Below are 15,127 nucleotides of genomic sequence, written 5' to 3'. Positions count from 1 at the left end.
GCGGCGGTGGTCACCTACGAACGCAATGCCTGGGGCAATACGACAGGCGACGTAGTGCAGCCATCCGAAATCAACGAACTCAGAAAATAGCATCAGGAAGGAAACCATGGCGGCGCCATCACAATATTGCGATTACGGCATCGTGGACGTTGCGCCGGCGCATCACCACCCTCCCGGTGGCCGAATGCACCGGCTAGTTATCATTCAATACAAACATTTCAAAAAATAGCATCAAGGAGAAAGTTATGGCAGCAGTACACGACGACATTGCACACGCACACGACCATCATCCCACCGGAATGATGCGCTGGCTGACTACCACCAACCACAAAGACATCGGTACGATGTATCTCTGGTTCAGTTTCATCATGTTCCTCACGGGGGGCGTGATGGCGCTGACTATCCGGGCCGAGCTGTTCATGCCTGGCATCCAGATTGTCCAGCCGGAGTTCTTTAATCAGTTGACCACCATGCATGGCTTGGTGATGGTATTCGGCGCCATCATGCCGGCGTTTGTCGGCTTTGCCAACTGGCAGATACCGATGATGATCGGCGCGCCGGACATGGCGTTCGCTCGCATGAACAACTGGAGCTTCTGGCTGCTGCCCCCGGCGGCATTGTTGCTGATTACTTCGTTTTTTGCGCCAGGCGGTGCGGCGGCGGGCGGCTGGACATTCTACCCGCCACTGTCGGTGCAAATGGGCGTAGGCATGGACATGATGATTTTTGCCGTCCACATCCTTGGTGCTTCCTCCATCATGGGGTCGATCAACATTATCACCACCATTCTCAACATGCGCGCGCCGGGCATGACACTGATGAAGATGCCGATGTTCGTCTGGACCTGGCTGATCACGGCATATCTGCTGGTTCTGGTGATGCCAGTGCTGGCGGGAGTGGTCACTATGCTGCTGACCGACCGTCATTTCGGCACCAACTTCTTTAACGCGGCGGGCGGCGGCGACCCGGTGATGTTCCAGCATATTTTCTGGTTCTTCGGGCACCCGGAAGTCTACATCATGATCTTGCCCTCATTCGGCATTGTATCGGAGATCATTCCCGCGTTTGCGCGCAAACCATTGTTCGGCTATTCCTCGATGGTTTACGCGACCGCCTCCATCGCCATCCTGTCCTGCATCGTCTGGGCGCATCACATGTTCACCGCCGGCATGCCGGTCACCGGGCAACTATTTTTCATGTATGGCACGATGCTGATCGCGGTACCGACCGGCGTGAAGGTGTTCAACTGGACCGCCACCATGTGGCGCGGTTCCATGACCTTCGAAACGCCCATGCTATTCTCGATCGGTTTTATTTTCCTTTTTGTTATCGGCGGTTTCAGCGGCGTGGTCTGCGCAATCGTGCCGATAGATGTTCAGGTACAGGATACCTATTATGTAATCGCGCACTTCCACTATGTGCTGGTATCGGGCTCGCTCTTCGCCATCTTTGCCGGGACTTACTACTGGCTGCCGAAGTGGACCGGGCATATGTATGACGAGACGCTGGGCAAATGGCATTTCTGGCTGTCAATGATCTTTTTTAATGTCACCTTTTTTGTGCAGCACTTCCTGGGACTGGCGGGCATGCCGCGCCGTATTCCCGACTATGCGCTGCAGTTCGCCGATTTCAACATGATTTCCAGTATCGGCGCTTTCGGCTTCGGTTCTACCCAACTGTTGTTCCTTTACGTAGTGTTGAAGTGCATCCGTGGCGGAGAAAAAGCACCTGAAAAACCCTGGGAAGGCGCAAAGACGCTGGAGTGGACGCTGCCATCACCGGCGCCTTACCATAGTTTCGAGACACCCCCGTTGGTGAAGTAGCACTAGAAACAGGAGCGCGATATGTCAAAAAACGTGGATATGCCTGACGACGTGGAGATGGAGAGAAGGTACGCAGCGATCAGAACAGCGTTGTTTCTGCTGGCTTTCTCTCTGGTCCTGCCTGTGGCACATTATTTATGGCAGGCATGCTGTTCCTGATCGGATTTTGGCAGTTAATTAAATTTTAAGCGGGAGAAAGAAGTGAGCCAAGAAGCAGGTCTCGGTCATTACTACGTTCCGGCCCCATCGACCTACCCGATGACCGGGTCGATAGCGCTGTTATTCATGGGTTTTGGCGCGGCATTTTCAGTCAACAGGCTACCCATAGGTTATGGGTTGCTCACGATTGGCTTTGCCATTCTCTTCTACATGTGCTTTGTCTGGTTCCGCACGGTGGCGCGAGAGAGCGAGAGCGGTAAATTCAGCGCGCAGGTAGGCCAGTCTTTCCGTTGGGGAATGACTTGGTTCATTTTTTCCGAAGTAATGTTTTTTGCCGCCTTCTTCGGGGCACTGTACTACATGCGGATCTATTCGGTTCCCTGGCTTGCCGATCTGGAGCACAAGATGCTGTGGCCGGATTTCACGGGCGACTGGCCCACAGCCGGCCCCGGGATAAGCGAGAAGTTCATGCCCATGGGGCCGTGGGGGCTTCCAGCCATCAATACCCTGATACTGCTGACATCGGGTGCAACAGTTACCTGGGCGCACTGGGCACTCAAGCTGAACAAGCGCGGGCAGCTGAAACTGGGCTTATTCCTGACGTTTGCGCTGGGATTTCTGTTTGTCGGCCTGCAGGCATATGAATATGGCCATGCCTACTCCGATCTCAACCTCAAGCTGACCACCGGCGCCTACGGCGCGTCGTTTTACATGCTGACCGGTTTTCACGGCTTCCATGTGACGCTGGGTTCCATCATGCTGCTGGTGATATGGTTTCGGGTCATGGCGGGCCACTTCACGCCCGAGAATCATTTTGGCTTTGAAGGCGTCGCCTGGTACTGGCACTTTGTGGATGTGGTCTGGCTGGGGCTGTTTATCTTCGTCTATTGGCTGGTATAGGCGTGACGAAATGGGATGCCGGAATTTTATGTCTGGAATTTGTTCTAATGACTGTTACAGTGCTTGCGCGATAATTCCGCAATGATTCTGTCTCGTACAACCCAATATGCTATTCAGGCACTTATTTACATGGCCACGCAACCCCCCGGTGTAGCGGTATTGAATCGTACCATTGCCGAGCACCTGAACTCGCCGCCCACCTATCTTGCCAAGATTTTGCAGGAATTGTGCCGGGGTAATCTGCTATATTCTTTTCGCGGCAAGCAAGGTGGCTTCTGCCTGCGGGAAAATAGCGATAAAATCAATCTGATGCAAATCGTCAGGCTTACCGAGGGGCCGGAGTTCACGGAAGGCTGCGTGCTGGGACTCAAGGTTTGCAGCGACAAAACCGCCTGCCCGATGCATACGAAATGGTGGCCGATCAAGCAGGAAATCGTGAAGCTGTTGCAAAACCAGACGCTGGAAATGCTTGCCGCGATGGTGGCGAGTGGTAAGTATCAATTGACGGATTTTCCCGGGGTGGTTCTGGGAGACCTGAAGCTGTCCACGTAGATTGTAAATTTATTGCCAACAGGTCCTGACATGTCAGAGCGTGCGCCAAAAATGCTACCCGTCACCGCAGAACCGGCAGGTGTGCCGATCGATTGCAGGAATTGCGGCGCTTATCAGTTATGCATGTCCTTGTGGCTGAAGACCGGTGATTCATCGTTACTCGAGCGTGTCGTCAAAAAGAAGCAGGTGTTTAAACGCGGCGAGGTTCTGTACCGCATGGGGCAATCCCTCGAATATATCTATGTCATTCGCGGCGGGTCGGTCAAAACCTGCGTCAGTGATGAAGATGGGCAAGTTCAAGTGATGGGTTTTCATGTAGCGGGAGAATTGTTGGGCCTGAACGCCATCGGAAATCGGCAACACAACTGCGAGGCCCGGGCAACGGGGGTCACTTCCGTCTGCGAAGTTTCAGTCGATCGTTTCGAAGAATTGGCCAGGGAAGATCCCGCCATCCAGTATGAAATTTTCAAGATTATGAGCGCGGAAATCCGCCACAGCCAGGAATTGCTGCTGCTGCTTGGCAAACACAATGCCGATGAGCGTCTTGCCGCTTTCTTACTCAATCTGTCGCAGCAATTCGCGCAGCGCCATTGTTCAGCTACCGAATTCAACCTGAGCATGTCCCGCAGTGATATTGGCGATTACCTGGGCATTGCGGAGGAGACCGTGTGCCGCATATTTGCACGGTTTCAGGATGACGGGCTCGTTAGCAGCGAGTGCCGGCATATCAAGCTAAACGATGTGGAGCGTTTGCAGCAGATCGCCTATCATAGGTCTTCCAGGGATTTGTGAAACGCCATGGGTTCGAATCTCACCGCCTGACCCACAAGTTTCTGCCCCTGTCGCAGGACAGAGAAATTCCGGTTTCATCGGATTTATGATCTCCGCTGGTTTTATACACGTTCTGGTAAGGGTTTTTCTTTCCGGTGCGGTTGATGCATGCTGTTCCCGGCGCTCGTCTATCGTTATTTCCGAAGTTATGCGGTTGGGAATCAGCCATTTCCAGTGAAAGGCCGCAAAAGTGATAGTTGCAAATGCTCATTGGCATGGCCGGAATGCGGCGTGATTCCGGGAACATGAGTCTGATTATTCCTAACCCTTAACTCGAATGTCTCATAAATTGACGCGCGTCCTTGCTGGTCTTTTGTTTTTTATGGAAATCTTGTTCAGTCGGGCGTATGAATAACTACGCCGCTTTTTCATGGAATCTCTCTACGAAACAAAATCCTGCGTAATCATCACGCGAATTTATGAAACATCAGGGCTAATGTGTATCGTTCAGAGAAATTTAGGGCAGGGAAAGTTGCAAATTACTGCTATTCTGCGTAGGGGTTTTCTTCGTTTGTTTTTTCCCCCATGAGGTCTTTCATAGTCCTGTGATGAAGAATTTTATATTACCCATTGTTTTTTAATTTAAAGGAAAGTTCGTGAAAAAATTGCTTATTACCCTTGTCACAATGTTGGCGTTTACCGGTGCTGCTCACGCAGTCGTTAATATCAATACCGCTACCCAGGCCGAGCTTCAGACTCTTCCAGGCATCTCTTCCGCCAGAGCCAAGGCGATCATTGAATATCGCACAAAAGCGGGTGCGTTCAGGGCGACGGACGATTTGATAAAGGTGGATGACACAATCGATATGCGAGACCTACGCAAGGATGTTACGATTACCGGTCCCACCCTGATTCGACCAGTAGCCAAGTAAGAGAAAAAGCGCACGGATTGCCTGGAGCTATTAACGGAGCTCTGAATGGGCACTCCGTGCCGTGACCCTCTCGGGACGGTGCTTTACGGGTGTTCTGCCTTGTCAGGCGATCTTGGCACCGATCGAAGGGCGTCGACCCATTCGTGCTTTGGCCGCCCCTTTCCTTATTGTCTATAGGGCATCCTGTCCTTCGGAATCCGCTATCGGCCACCGTCTCACGCCTATTGACGAATTCAGAGGCGTCCTAACCTCTCGTTCCCCCTCACTCTCGTTCTCCCCCGGGCACTGATTCGGTCAAACTCCAGGCCCTGTCTCTTCGTGAAACAGGCAAGGTTGGCTGGTATTCACTCTTTTCGCAAAAAAGTACACAGAAGATGACATCCGTCAGGTTCTTATTTCCTGAGGCGCCATATCATTCGCTATCGGATATGAGAATCCGATTATCTTTAATTCCTGAATCCATAGTTGCCTTACCGTAATGCAGTTTGCATGAGCCGAATCCCGTGACTTTTCCCGTCCGAACTTTCGCTTGCCGCTGGCGGCGGCGGTCAATCGCATCGAGGCCGAAGGGGATTGACTCGCTTGGCCCTGGGTCAGGGCATGGCATGGCATGGCATGGCAACACTCGAGTGGCGGACACATCTTGAGAAAACCGTAATTTGCCGTCTTGTCTGGAGTTTCCCCGCCACTTTCCGCCAATGCTATGGCTGAATCAGTAACCAATAAAATCCGATAAACCATGGAGGAAAATTGAATGAAACTGTTCTTTGACAAGACGCGGCTGTCCGTCAGTGTTGTCGCCGCTTCGCTCGCCATTGTCATGGCAACGGTTGCGCCGCGGGTTGCGGCTCAGGATGCAAGAACCGAAGCTTTGGAACGTTCACTCAGGCAATTGGAAGCCAGTATGCAAGCCATTCGGAGCGAACTGAATCAGCTAAAATCCGAATCTGCCCGGGATACACACAAGCTTATGAAAATGGAGGAAAGATCCGTTTCGATGGAGAAACGGCAAGCTGTGGAAGCGCAGAAGGTTACGAAGATTGAGCAGGTTACGGCATCGGTGGAAAAACGCCCGGACAAAAAATCGCATATGCTGTTTTTCCGCGGCGGTTTTGCACACAGCAATGAGCTCCGTAACGGTGTATCCATACAAAGTGGCGGTCTCGGCGGTGCCGGAGGGCAGGCGGATAGAGATGCATGGTATATCGGAGCGGGTTTTGACTTTAACCTGACAAATGATGCCTGGGGCCTGATGCCAAAAACGAGTGTCATGTCTGAGGTGATGTTCGAATACAAGGAATACGGCTCCAAGGTACGAGGCAACGCGCTTCCCGCTCCCGGTGCCGGCGTAAATGTCAGTCAGTTTACGCTGACGGCGGCGCCAAAAATCAAATTTCTGGAGGGCTACCGATTTAGGCCCTGGATTATCCCCGCGGGTCTGGGTATCCATGTGATCAGTCCTCCGTCCGAGTCCATTACGGTATTGATTCCCGGGGTCATGTTTGGCGCCGGTGCCGATTATCGAATCTGGAAAGATTTTTTTGTCGGTGTTGATGCCCGCTATCACCTGACCAGTGGCAGAACCGACGGCATTAAGATCGATGGTGTGACTGCTGGTGGTTACCTTGGAATCGGCTTCTAAAGATATCGATCCTGGAACGCGGACAAAAATGAAAGGGGAACCTGGCAGCCTGCCGAAAAACCACGCTATGCAAGCCGTATTTCCTTTATCCGAGCGTAACCCAGGAACGATGCCGGTGTAAAGGTGAGCCATGTGGATCTTGCTCCAATGCTCTTTGGCGCCGGCCTTGGATGGAGGTTGAGTTGTCAGATATTTTTATTATTCGACAAGAGTTTTTCGTTACATGCCGTTTATTTCTAACATGAGGAGAACCCATGAAAAAGCCGTTTATTGCCATTGTTACATTGCTAACGTTTACCGGTACTGTTTGCGCGGCCGTCAACATCAATACCGCTACTCAGGCCGAGCTTCAGACTCTCAAAGGCATCACCGCCGCCAAAGCCAAGGCGATCATCGACTACCGTTCAAAGGCGGGCGCATTCAAGTCGACGGACGATCTCCAAAAGGTTGAAGGCGTTAACAGCCATACTGTGGATATGCAACAGCTCCGCAAGGATATTACGCTTACCGGCCCCACCGTGCTCAGAAACGAAAGCAAGCCTGCAAGCAAGTAGGAGAAGGTTGAACCAGAAAGAAAATCAACCGCGAAGGCGGGCGGGAGTAAGGAATTTTTGGCCGAATTCCCGCTTTTTGCGACAAAAATCCCGGATTATCCGGGGTTTTTGTTTATATCCGGTAATCCGATTGAAACAGTAGGCGAGTATAAAGGTTATCCTGCCGCTGGCCGCATGTCGGGAAGGAGCCTGCATGAACCGCTTGATTCATATTATTGACCCCACCTATTTTTTATTGAACCAACCGCGCATCCGTGCGTTCGTACATGATACGGGCAAACTTCCCGGCTACCTGATATAATCCTGCCCTTTTGCCTTTCCGACCAAGGATTTCCGCATGTCAAGATCCATTCGCAATATCGCCATCATCGCCCACGTCGATCACGGCAAGACCACATTGGTGGATAAGCTGTTGCATCAGGCGGGTTCTTTCGCCGCGCACCAACACATTGCCGAGCGGGTGATGGATTCCAGCGATATCGAGCGCGAGCGCGGCATTACCATACTTGCCAAGAACTGTGCGGTGGACTACGAAGGCGTGCATATCAATATCGTGGATACGCCCGGCCATGCCGACTTCGGCGGCGAGGTGGAGCGCGTGCTATCGATGGTGGACGGTGTATTGCTGCTGGTGGACGCGGTCGAGGGTCCCATGCCGCAAACCCGCTTCGTCACCAAAAAAGCGCTGGCGCTCGGATTGCACCCGATTGTAGTGGTCAACAAGATCGACCGTCCCGGCGCGCGTCCGGACTGGGTGGTGAATCACACCTTCGATTTGTTCGACAAGCTGGGGGCGAATGAAAAGCAACTGGATTTCCCGGTGGTCTATGCTTCGGCACTCAATGGCTACGCCATGATGGATTTGAAACAGGCCAGTGCCGATATGCGTCCGCTGTTTGACACCATACTCAGGCACGTCCCGGCACCCGTCGGCAATCCGGATGAGCCGCTGCAGCTGCAGATCAGCGCGCTGGATTATTCCAGTTTCGTCGGGCGCATCGGTATTGGCCGCATCAGTCGCGGTCGGCTCAAGCCTGGTCAAGATGTGATGGTGTTGGCAGGAAGTAGTGCGCCGAAGAAAGCCAGGGTTAACCAGGTATTGGGTTTTCGTGGTATCGAGCGCGTGCAGATGGATGAGGCACTGGCGGGTGACATTGTTCTGATCAATGGTGTCGAGGAATTGGGTATTGGTACGACTTTGGCTGACATCGATCAGCCTGAGGCCTTGCCGATGTCTACGGTGGATGAGCCTACACTGACAATGAATTTTCAGGTGAATACATCACCTTTTGCCGGTAAGGAAGGTAAATTTGTCACCAGTCGGCAATTGCGCGAGCGTCTTGAAAAAGAATTGCTGACCAATGTTGCGATGAAGCTGGAGGATACGGGTGATACCGATTCGTTTCTGGTTTCTGGCCGGGGTGAATTGCACCTTACCATTTTGCTCGAAAGCATGCGGCGCGAAGGCTATGAGCTGGCGGTGTCGCGCCCCCATGTGGTGATCCGCGAAATTGATGGTGTTAAATGTGAGCCGTTCGAAATGCTTACCGTGGACGTGGAAGAGACGAATCAAGGCGCGGTTATGGAGGCGCTGGGCGCGCGCCGTGGCGATTTGCAGGATATGGTGTCGGATGAACGCGGACGAGTGCGACTGGATTACCGTATTCCCGCACGCGGCCTGATTGGCTTTCAATCCGACTTCATGACCATGACGCGCGGCACAGGACTTATGAGTCACGTATTCGATGAATATGCACCCATGCGGCCGGAAATCGCCGCACGCCGCAACGGTGTACTGATTTCCGCCGAGCAGGGCGAGGCTGTAGCCTATGCATTGTGGAAATTGCAAGAGCGTGGGCGCATGTTCGTCAGCCCCGGCGATCGTCTGTATGAAGGCATGGTAATTGGCATTCACACCCGCGATAATGATCTGGTCGTCAATCCCATCAAGGGGAAGCAACTCACTAATGTACGTGCTTCGGGAACCGATGAAGCCGTGACCCTGACCCCGCCGATTCAACTCACCCTGGAATCGGCGATCGAATTCATCGCCGATGATGAACTGGTGGAGATTACGCCAAAGACCATCCGTGTCCGCAAGCGTTTCCTGCAGGAACACGAGCGCAAGAAGGCCTCGCGGGCCGCGGCGTAATCTCGCTAAGCAGACAGGTTCCTGAGAGAGGTGGATTAGTTCGTTAGTACCAGAATCTGCTATTTATATCCACGGGTGGCCACCCATATGATCGTGGTGCGGCTATACTTTCTTCCGCCGATCGAACGGATCGAATGGACGAAAGCGTCTCTCGATGATTGAAAGAACCCTCTGGTATGTCGCTGACCCCATGTGCTCATGGTGTTGGGGTTTCTCGCCGGTGATCGAGGCAATTCGTCGCGAGTATGGAGCCCACCTGAAGATGGAATTGTTGCTTGGGGGCTTGCGGCCGGGCACAAAAGACGCGATACCTTCCACGCAACGAGAGGAAATACTTCACCATTGGCGAGCGGTGCATCGTATGACGGGGCAGCCATTCCGATTCGAAGGCGCAATGCCAGCAGGATTCATCTACGATACCGAGCCAGCCAGCCGCGGTGTAGTCGCGGCGTCCATCATCAATTCTGACGCGATTTTTCCATTTTTCAAGGCGGTACAATCCGCTTTTTACGTTGAACAGCGGGATGTAACCACTGCTGTTGTGCTGACGCGGTTAGCCTCAGACGCAGGATTGGACGCGCGGCAATTTTCGCAAGTATTCGAATCGGATACCGCAAAGAGCCAAACCCTTGGTCATTTCCAGAAAGCACGTCAATGGGACGTGCACGGTTTCCCTGTCGTGATAATGCAGGATGCAACGGGCTACAGCGTCCTCACCGCTGGCTACCGTCCGTTTGAAGAACTGCGCCTGAAGCTCGACGAATGGCTGAAGGATAGCATTACTATTTTCGATCGACACTGATGAATACCGATCATCAAGACTTATTGTCTGTGATGTTGCCTTTTTTTTGCTAATACCGTGTTAATCACAAAATTGATGTAAACATTCGGCTTGGTGACGACGTTATAGCTTTAATACCGGCTGTTGCAGAGTCAATTTAATGAGGGCAGTTAAGACACTCAAAGCAGACATCAGTACGTTTTTCCAATCTATAATCATACAATCATGCTTAAAGCTTTCTTAAATCTTGTTTCGGCTATTGCGCTGTCGCTATCTTTCATCTCCATGCCTGCTTCTGCTGAGAAGCCTATGGGGATGGGGAACCAAAAGGCAGGGAAGCAGAAGCAGCATAAAGGTAATAAACACGGCAAAAATTATCAGAATTATCGAGGTGGTAATCAATCTCATGGCAACGGACATACACTTCAGCATTTTGATGATCGTCAACGCACTATCCTTTCTGATTATTTTGGACCCCGGTTCCAGAGTGGACGCTGCCCGCCGGGTCTGGCCAAGAAGTACAACGGTTGCATGCCGCCAGGACAAGCAAAAAAATGGAGAATGGGTTATCCACTGCCTCGGGATGTGATCTTTTATGATTTGCCGCCGCACTTGATTGGACAATTGGGGTATCCAGGCCCTGGATACCGTTATGTACGTGTTGCGGCGGATATTCTTCTGATTGCTGCTGGAACGGGTATGGTTCTCGCTGCGGTTGAGGATTTGAATGCGATGTGAACCGCCATGTGGGTTGCTGGAAGCAGGTGATTCAATCAGTAGGCTGACGGCAAGTAGCAGAATGTGTACCATCTCCGGTAAAACTGGAGCATATTTTTATCACTCAGGGTCAAGAAACTGGTGCCAACTAAAGGTGGTGGCGTCATATGTCAAGCTTGGGTTGATCATCAACAATCTACCTCGTCGTTTACTAATTTCCATTTGAGTATCACTGAGCCCGTCGATGCCAAGGGGCGGGATTCACCAACTTTAAATCCCATGTTTCTGGCAGGTCATGGGTTGATAGGTTCTATTGCAAAACGCAGGCGTGGCGAGCAAAGTATCTAACTTGATTGTCTGCCGTTACACCCCGTCCTTGTGGCGGGGTTTGTTTTTGGTAAATCTTATATTTACTCTATCTTTCTATTTTTAAGAGCGTTAAAGCATGCTGTGACATTTTGGTCTCTGGCTATGGTCGAGATACCTTCCTATGGTTTACTCGCAAATAAGACAGAATAATGACGATAGAACTTACATTTTTATGTGCTGTATAAATATCTTGTTAATAATCAATATATTATTATATGGCATGGTAATTGCTTTAATTATCTATTGTAAGCGGAAACCAAGAACAAAAATTCAACTTTTAATTTATTGAGGGAGCCATGAAATTTAACCAGATTGCAACAGGCAGTAAATTTACTGCGAGTATGTTGATAGGGCTTGGAATTATGGCCGGACCTTTATCGGCCTCAGCACTATCGATTGACATCAATACGTATGTAACGGGTAGCACGGTGTCGGGTAATGTCACGGTCGCTACCCTGACCCTGACCCAAAATGGGTCAAATGTAGACTTTAGTTTTGTCAATTCGGTGAATAATCTTTCGGGCGGAATCGGGGATGATGCCTTTATATCTCAACTTCTTTTTTCCTACGGTGGGGCTGCTACCCTCAACAGCGCTTCATTCTCGAATTTTGGAGGGACCCAATCAATCGTAGTGGGTGATTTCGACATAAATCCGCCAGGTAAGAATGCAGGTTACGATTTTTATTTGGAACTGGATTTTCCTACAAAGGCCTCCAAGCGATTTCTGGATGGTGAAGTCGCTACGTGGACAATCGGTAATGTTCTGATAAACGATTTTATTGGTTCTGTTTCAGGCAGCGGTCCCGCTTCCTTGGCGATGGTGCATATTCAGCAAGTTGGTGCCGGATCAGGCGGCGGCAGTTCTGTGAAATATGTTGGCAGCGCCGAAACCAGCAGCCCCCCTACAGAGCTTCCGCAAAATTCTGTCCCAGAACCCGCTACCCTCGCACTTATGGGTATTGGACTGCTCAGTCTCGGTGCGCAACGTAAACCGCAAAAGTAGTTGGACCCAATCAAACTGAAGCTTTTCGAACAGCCTGCCGCCTAGCGGGTTGTTTGCTTGGCGATATTAGTACCGGAACAGATCCATCATGTCTGCTGGCGCTGATAGTGTACTTGCCTCTGGCATATTGACGCGAAAAGTCAGGACAACGGATACGGACTTTACCATCTCGTAAACGCTAAGCTGCGATAATCATTGCCAGTGCGTCACCAACCGCCTCAAAGTTACCGGCAAATTTTACAGGCCGGTTCCGGCGGACCAGCCAAAACGTTCCAGTAATCCTTGAAATGTCTCACTCGTAATGATAGCTGCAATAAGATATGACGTTAAACTTAGCAGAACAACCGTTGTAATGGATCTCAATGGGCTCAGATTGGAATAGTGCCGCCATTGGGAAAAGAATCCAGTATCCTCCGGCGCGTCGAGTTGCGTGTAGGGCTCCAATTCCGCGAGGACATTACGTCGTGCTTTGCGGAGCGCATTGGCTGCGCCCATGCGATACGTAGAGTCCAGAAGTTCCAGTCGCTTAGCATCCATATCGAAGGAAGATTCATAAATCAGCGCTTTTCTTGTTACCTCCTGGTAAAAGTCCCGCATTCGTTCCAAGTATCGATCATCTGCAAACAGGGTATTCACCATATCCTCAATGGTGGATGCGTCGTTCTTGCTCAGGATGGTGGGTTGCGATTTTAGAGCCGGGGTCAGTTCCTGAATAAATTCTCGTTCCTTTCTAGCGATAAGGTTGAGCCAGATAGCCTCAGCGGCCTGTGGAGATGGAAGGTGGAATTTCGTACCGTCATAATATGCGTTGTCGTAGAGCTCATCGAGTTCGATTCTCATTGCGCTTTCACAATCAGCGTCAATTATTTCAAGCCTGCTCTTGAGTGTATCCGTCATTATTGTTCCTGAGGCAATCACTGATGAGGATCACAAGTTAAACAGTAATCCAGTTCGAATTGTTACAGTGTAGCGCAATTTGCGCCAAAACGCGCAGCGCGCATCCACCATAGAATGTTGTAAAATCTCAAGAATGGTTCGACACCGCTGCTGCGGACATAGTACGCTGTTCGGCGGGTTTAAAGGAGCCAGCAGCCTGCCAGCTTCCAGCACATCAAAAAGAGCAAGAGTAAAAATGCAATAATACGGAACACATTCCGAGAATTGTTATTTCTATAATCAACAGATCGATAGAGGAAAATACACATGAAGCGAATCATCTTTCTTGCCTCTCCTGCCATGCTTGCCGTCGCGTTTGCGGTAAACGCCGGTACTTTGGATAATGGAAACTGGTCGCCAAGTGGGTGTGGCAAGCTATCCGAGGCGCCTGCCGTCGATTCAAGCAGTATCGATACCATTAATCAGAGTATCGCCGCGGTGAACGAGTGGCAGAAGCAGGTTCAGTCTTACGACGAGTGCATGATCAAGGAGGCCAATGCCGATACTGCGGCTATCGCAAATTCAGCAAACGCCCAACAAACGCAATATCGTGAAGCATCAAAGAAGGTCAATGCGGACGCGGCTGCGGGAAGAGAGAAATTCAGCCGTCAATCTTCATCCCCCGGAACCAATCCAGGCATGAGCAATCCTGGCATGAACCCAGGCATGAACAACCCTGGCTCAGGCATGGGCGGTCAAGGGTATTAGGCCCACTATCGAGGGTCCAATCACTATCTCGAAGGGAACGTGTGTCTGTGCATAAGGCTTTTGGGATGGATGCCGGTGATTCCGTGTCCTGACGGACTGTATTTGACTATTTGAAGGATGTGGATACGGGTGCAAAAAAAGGGAGCCATGTGACCATGAGGCTCCCTTTCATGAAGTTACGCGGATATAGGTCCGCACGAAATAGCGGGTTACTGTAATTTCCAGTCAGGGTGATAGTGCGTTTCCTTATCAAACTCTTTCCAGATATAGTCCGGGTAGATGATTGGTTTGGTGGGAATAATAAACGTAACCAGATCTACCGCTCCGGTTAACGTACGCCCAATCCCATGTACAATACCAACCAGAAAACCAACCGGGATCCCGTACGCAGGGCCTTTCTGATTAGTGTTTATTATTATGTTCTTGGGAATCTCCCCCAAACCGGTAACGGTATTGGCGAGGCCGTGTGCAAGTTTGTCACCTATTTTCTCAGGATAACTTGTGGCCATTGCCGCCTGGGATGAGAAGAAGAATAGCGCGGATATCAGTAGCAACGGTTTCAACATATTTTTCATGGAGCCTCCCTAAAGTAGATTAAATTAAATTAAATCCAGCCTAATACTAGCATACCGTAGCAATATGGACATCCTTAAACATTCAAAATTCCCAAGATATCATTTTTGTCGTTTGAGCAGATACGGCTACCGGCGATCTGGCTGTTTAGGCCGGTTTATGCGAATCAGCTGATCCGGATAGCTTGATAAGCTACGAACCGTCACATGGCTGTCGTTATTCAGGGCTCACACTTCCGATTGATGAATTGTGCTACGCTTCGCCTGAGGGATCAAACCGGCTTTCGAAGGATATGTTTTTTTGATCCGCGATCAAAAAAACAAGATGATTTTGCGAAAAGTAACAATTACCTGAATCCTTTATAATCAAATTGCTGGATACGACTCATTCTCTGTCTATACATCCTTTCTCGCCAACGTCATCCAGCCCGTCCAACACAGAGATAACCAGCACCGTGCAATTTTCCGTGGTGATTCCCACGCTTGACGAAGCAGACCACATAGATCCATTACTGACGCGTCTGTTTGCACTGGATCTGGTACCAGGTAGTTTTG

The 15,127-nt window shown here is 50.8% G+C and carries 16 protein-coding genes; 13 read left to right on the top strand and 3 right to left on the bottom strand.

Features of this window, described 5'->3' with window-relative positions; genetic code table 11:
* Positions 1–245 precede the first annotated feature (245 nt).
* From ctaD to BLO43_RS15825, 6 genes are all read left to right on the top strand, one after another.
* Positions 246–1,823, top strand: a complete 1,578-nt coding sequence (ctaD, locus tag BLO43_RS15850) for a cytochrome c oxidase subunit I (protein ID WP_090907973.1) — start codon at positions 246–248, stop codon at positions 1,821–1,823.
* 21 nt (positions 1,824–1,844) lie between these two features.
* Positions 1,845–1,982, top strand: coding sequence for a hypothetical protein (locus tag BLO43_RS16885; protein WP_175444000.1), 138 nt, complete (start codon positions 1,845–1,847; stop codon positions 1,980–1,982).
* Positions 1,983–2,024: 42 nt separating this feature from the next.
* Complete coding sequence (locus tag BLO43_RS15845) at positions 2,025–2,882, top strand: cytochrome c oxidase subunit 3 (protein WP_090907971.1); 858 nt, start codon at positions 2,025–2,027, stop codon at positions 2,880–2,882.
* A gap of 81 nt (positions 2,883–2,963) precedes the next feature.
* Entirely contained in the window at positions 2,964–3,434 is a 471-nt protein-coding gene (locus tag BLO43_RS15840) for an RrF2 family transcriptional regulator (protein ID WP_090907977.1), read from the top strand.
* A gap of 30 nt (positions 3,435–3,464) precedes the next feature.
* Positions 3,465–4,226 carry a helix-turn-helix domain-containing protein gene (locus BLO43_RS15835; protein WP_090907969.1) on the top strand — a complete coding sequence of 254 codons (762 nt, stop codon included), beginning with the start codon at positions 3,465–3,467 and terminating at the stop codon, positions 4,224–4,226.
* Positions 4,227–4,861: 635 nt separating this feature from the next.
* On the top strand, positions 4,862–5,137 hold the full coding sequence (locus tag BLO43_RS15825) for a ComEA family DNA-binding protein (protein WP_004177520.1): 276 nt from the start codon (positions 4,862–4,864) through the stop codon (positions 5,135–5,137).
* Between the two features lie 384 nt (positions 5,138–5,521).
* Here the strand turns inward: BLO43_RS15825 and BLO43_RS15820 are convergent, their stop codons facing one another.
* Positions 5,522–5,860 carry a hypothetical protein gene (locus tag BLO43_RS15820; protein WP_139149308.1) on the bottom strand — a complete coding sequence of 113 codons (339 nt, stop codon included), beginning with the start codon at positions 5,858–5,860 and terminating at the stop codon, positions 5,522–5,524.
* A 31-nt stretch (positions 5,861–5,891) separates the two neighbouring features.
* Here BLO43_RS15820 and BLO43_RS15815 point away from each other — a divergent pair, with 31 nt between their 5' ends.
* The 6 genes from BLO43_RS15815 to BLO43_RS15790 all read left to right on the top strand — a co-directional run bounded on the left by BLO43_RS15815 (position 5,892) and on the right by BLO43_RS15790 (position 12,356).
* Positions 5,892–6,779 carry a hypothetical protein gene (locus tag BLO43_RS15815; protein WP_090907963.1) on the top strand — a complete coding sequence of 296 codons (888 nt, stop codon included), beginning with the start codon at positions 5,892–5,894 and terminating at the stop codon, positions 6,777–6,779.
* Between the two features lie 254 nt (positions 6,780–7,033).
* Positions 7,034–7,333, top strand: a complete 300-nt coding sequence (locus tag BLO43_RS15810; RefSeq protein ID WP_090907961.1) for a ComEA family DNA-binding protein — start codon at positions 7,034–7,036, stop codon at positions 7,331–7,333.
* A gap of 337 nt (positions 7,334–7,670) precedes the next feature.
* Positions 7,671–9,485 (top strand): translational GTPase TypA, encoded by a 1,815-nt coding sequence (gene typA / locus BLO43_RS15805; protein WP_090907960.1) that lies wholly within the window; start codon positions 7,671–7,673, stop codon positions 9,483–9,485.
* 154 nt (positions 9,486–9,639) lie between these two features.
* Entirely contained in the window at positions 9,640–10,287 is a 648-nt protein-coding gene (locus tag BLO43_RS15800; RefSeq protein WP_090907959.1) for a DsbA family protein, read from the top strand.
* Between the two features lie 204 nt (positions 10,288–10,491).
* Positions 10,492–11,004 (top strand): hypothetical protein, encoded by a 513-nt coding sequence (locus tag BLO43_RS15795; protein WP_090907957.1) that lies wholly within the window; start codon positions 10,492–10,494, stop codon positions 11,002–11,004.
* A 644-nt stretch (positions 11,005–11,648) separates the two neighbouring features.
* Entirely contained in the window at positions 11,649–12,356 is a 708-nt protein-coding gene (locus BLO43_RS15790) for a PEP-CTERM sorting domain-containing protein (protein ID WP_254773513.1), read from the top strand.
* Between the two features lie 237 nt (positions 12,357–12,593).
* Here BLO43_RS15790 and BLO43_RS15785 read toward each other — a convergent pair whose 3' ends face one another.
* Positions 12,594–13,253 (bottom strand): hypothetical protein, encoded by a 660-nt coding sequence (locus tag BLO43_RS15785; protein ID WP_090907955.1) that lies wholly within the window; start codon positions 13,251–13,253, stop codon positions 12,594–12,596.
* A 306-nt stretch (positions 13,254–13,559) separates the two neighbouring features.
* Between BLO43_RS15785 and BLO43_RS15780 the strand changes: the two genes are divergently transcribed.
* Entirely contained in the window at positions 13,560–14,000 is a 441-nt protein-coding gene (locus BLO43_RS15780; protein ID WP_090907953.1) for a hypothetical protein, read from the top strand.
* Positions 14,001–14,209: 209 nt separating this feature from the next.
* Here the strand turns inward: BLO43_RS15780 and BLO43_RS15775 are convergent, their stop codons facing one another.
* Positions 14,210–14,575, bottom strand: coding sequence for an exosortase system-associated protein, TIGR04073 family (locus BLO43_RS15775; RefSeq protein WP_074631876.1), 366 nt, complete (start codon positions 14,573–14,575; stop codon positions 14,210–14,212).
* Positions 14,576–15,127 lie beyond the last annotated feature (552 nt).

Origin of the sequence: Nitrosospira sp. Nsp13 (assembly GCF_900101945.1) — a bacterium.
Lineage (GTDB): Bacteria > Pseudomonadota > Gammaproteobacteria > Burkholderiales > Nitrosomonadaceae > Nitrosospira > Nitrosospira multiformis_D.
Note: the sequence above shows the minus strand (reverse complement) of the source record. Positions and strands in the feature narration are given on the sequence as shown.

Coding starts and splice junctions, on each gene's coding strand:
- BLO43_RS15815 (WP_090907963.1), top strand. CDS start 5,892: ATGAAACTGTTCTTTGACAAGACGCGGCTGTCCGTCAGTGTTGTCGCC.
- ctaD (WP_090907973.1), top strand. CDS start 246: ATGGCAGCAGTACACGACGACATTGCACACGCACACGACCATCATCCC.
- BLO43_RS15775 (WP_074631876.1), bottom strand. CDS start 14,575: ATGAAAAATATGTTGAAACCGTTGCTACTGATATCCGCGCTATTCTTC.
- BLO43_RS15835 (WP_090907969.1), top strand. CDS start 3,465: ATGTCAGAGCGTGCGCCAAAAATGCTACCCGTCACCGCAGAACCGGCA.
- BLO43_RS15790 (WP_254773513.1), top strand. CDS start 11,649: ATGAAATTTAACCAGATTGCAACAGGCAGTAAATTTACTGCGAGTATG.
- BLO43_RS15795 (WP_090907957.1), top strand. CDS start 10,492: ATGCTTAAAGCTTTCTTAAATCTTGTTTCGGCTATTGCGCTGTCGCTA.
- BLO43_RS15800 (WP_090907959.1), top strand. CDS start 9,640: ATGATTGAAAGAACCCTCTGGTATGTCGCTGACCCCATGTGCTCATGG.
- BLO43_RS15780 (WP_090907953.1), top strand. CDS start 13,560: ATGAAGCGAATCATCTTTCTTGCCTCTCCTGCCATGCTTGCCGTCGCG.
- typA (WP_090907960.1), top strand. CDS start 7,671: ATGTCAAGATCCATTCGCAATATCGCCATCATCGCCCACGTCGATCAC.
- BLO43_RS15785 (WP_090907955.1), bottom strand. CDS start 13,253: ATGACGGATACACTCAAGAGCAGGCTTGAAATAATTGACGCTGATTGT.
- BLO43_RS16885 (WP_175444000.1), top strand. CDS start 1,845: ATGTCAAAAAACGTGGATATGCCTGACGACGTGGAGATGGAGAGAAGG.
- BLO43_RS15840 (WP_090907977.1), top strand. CDS start 2,964: ATGATTCTGTCTCGTACAACCCAATATGCTATTCAGGCACTTATTTAC.
- BLO43_RS15810 (WP_090907961.1), top strand. CDS start 7,034: ATGAAAAAGCCGTTTATTGCCATTGTTACATTGCTAACGTTTACCGGT.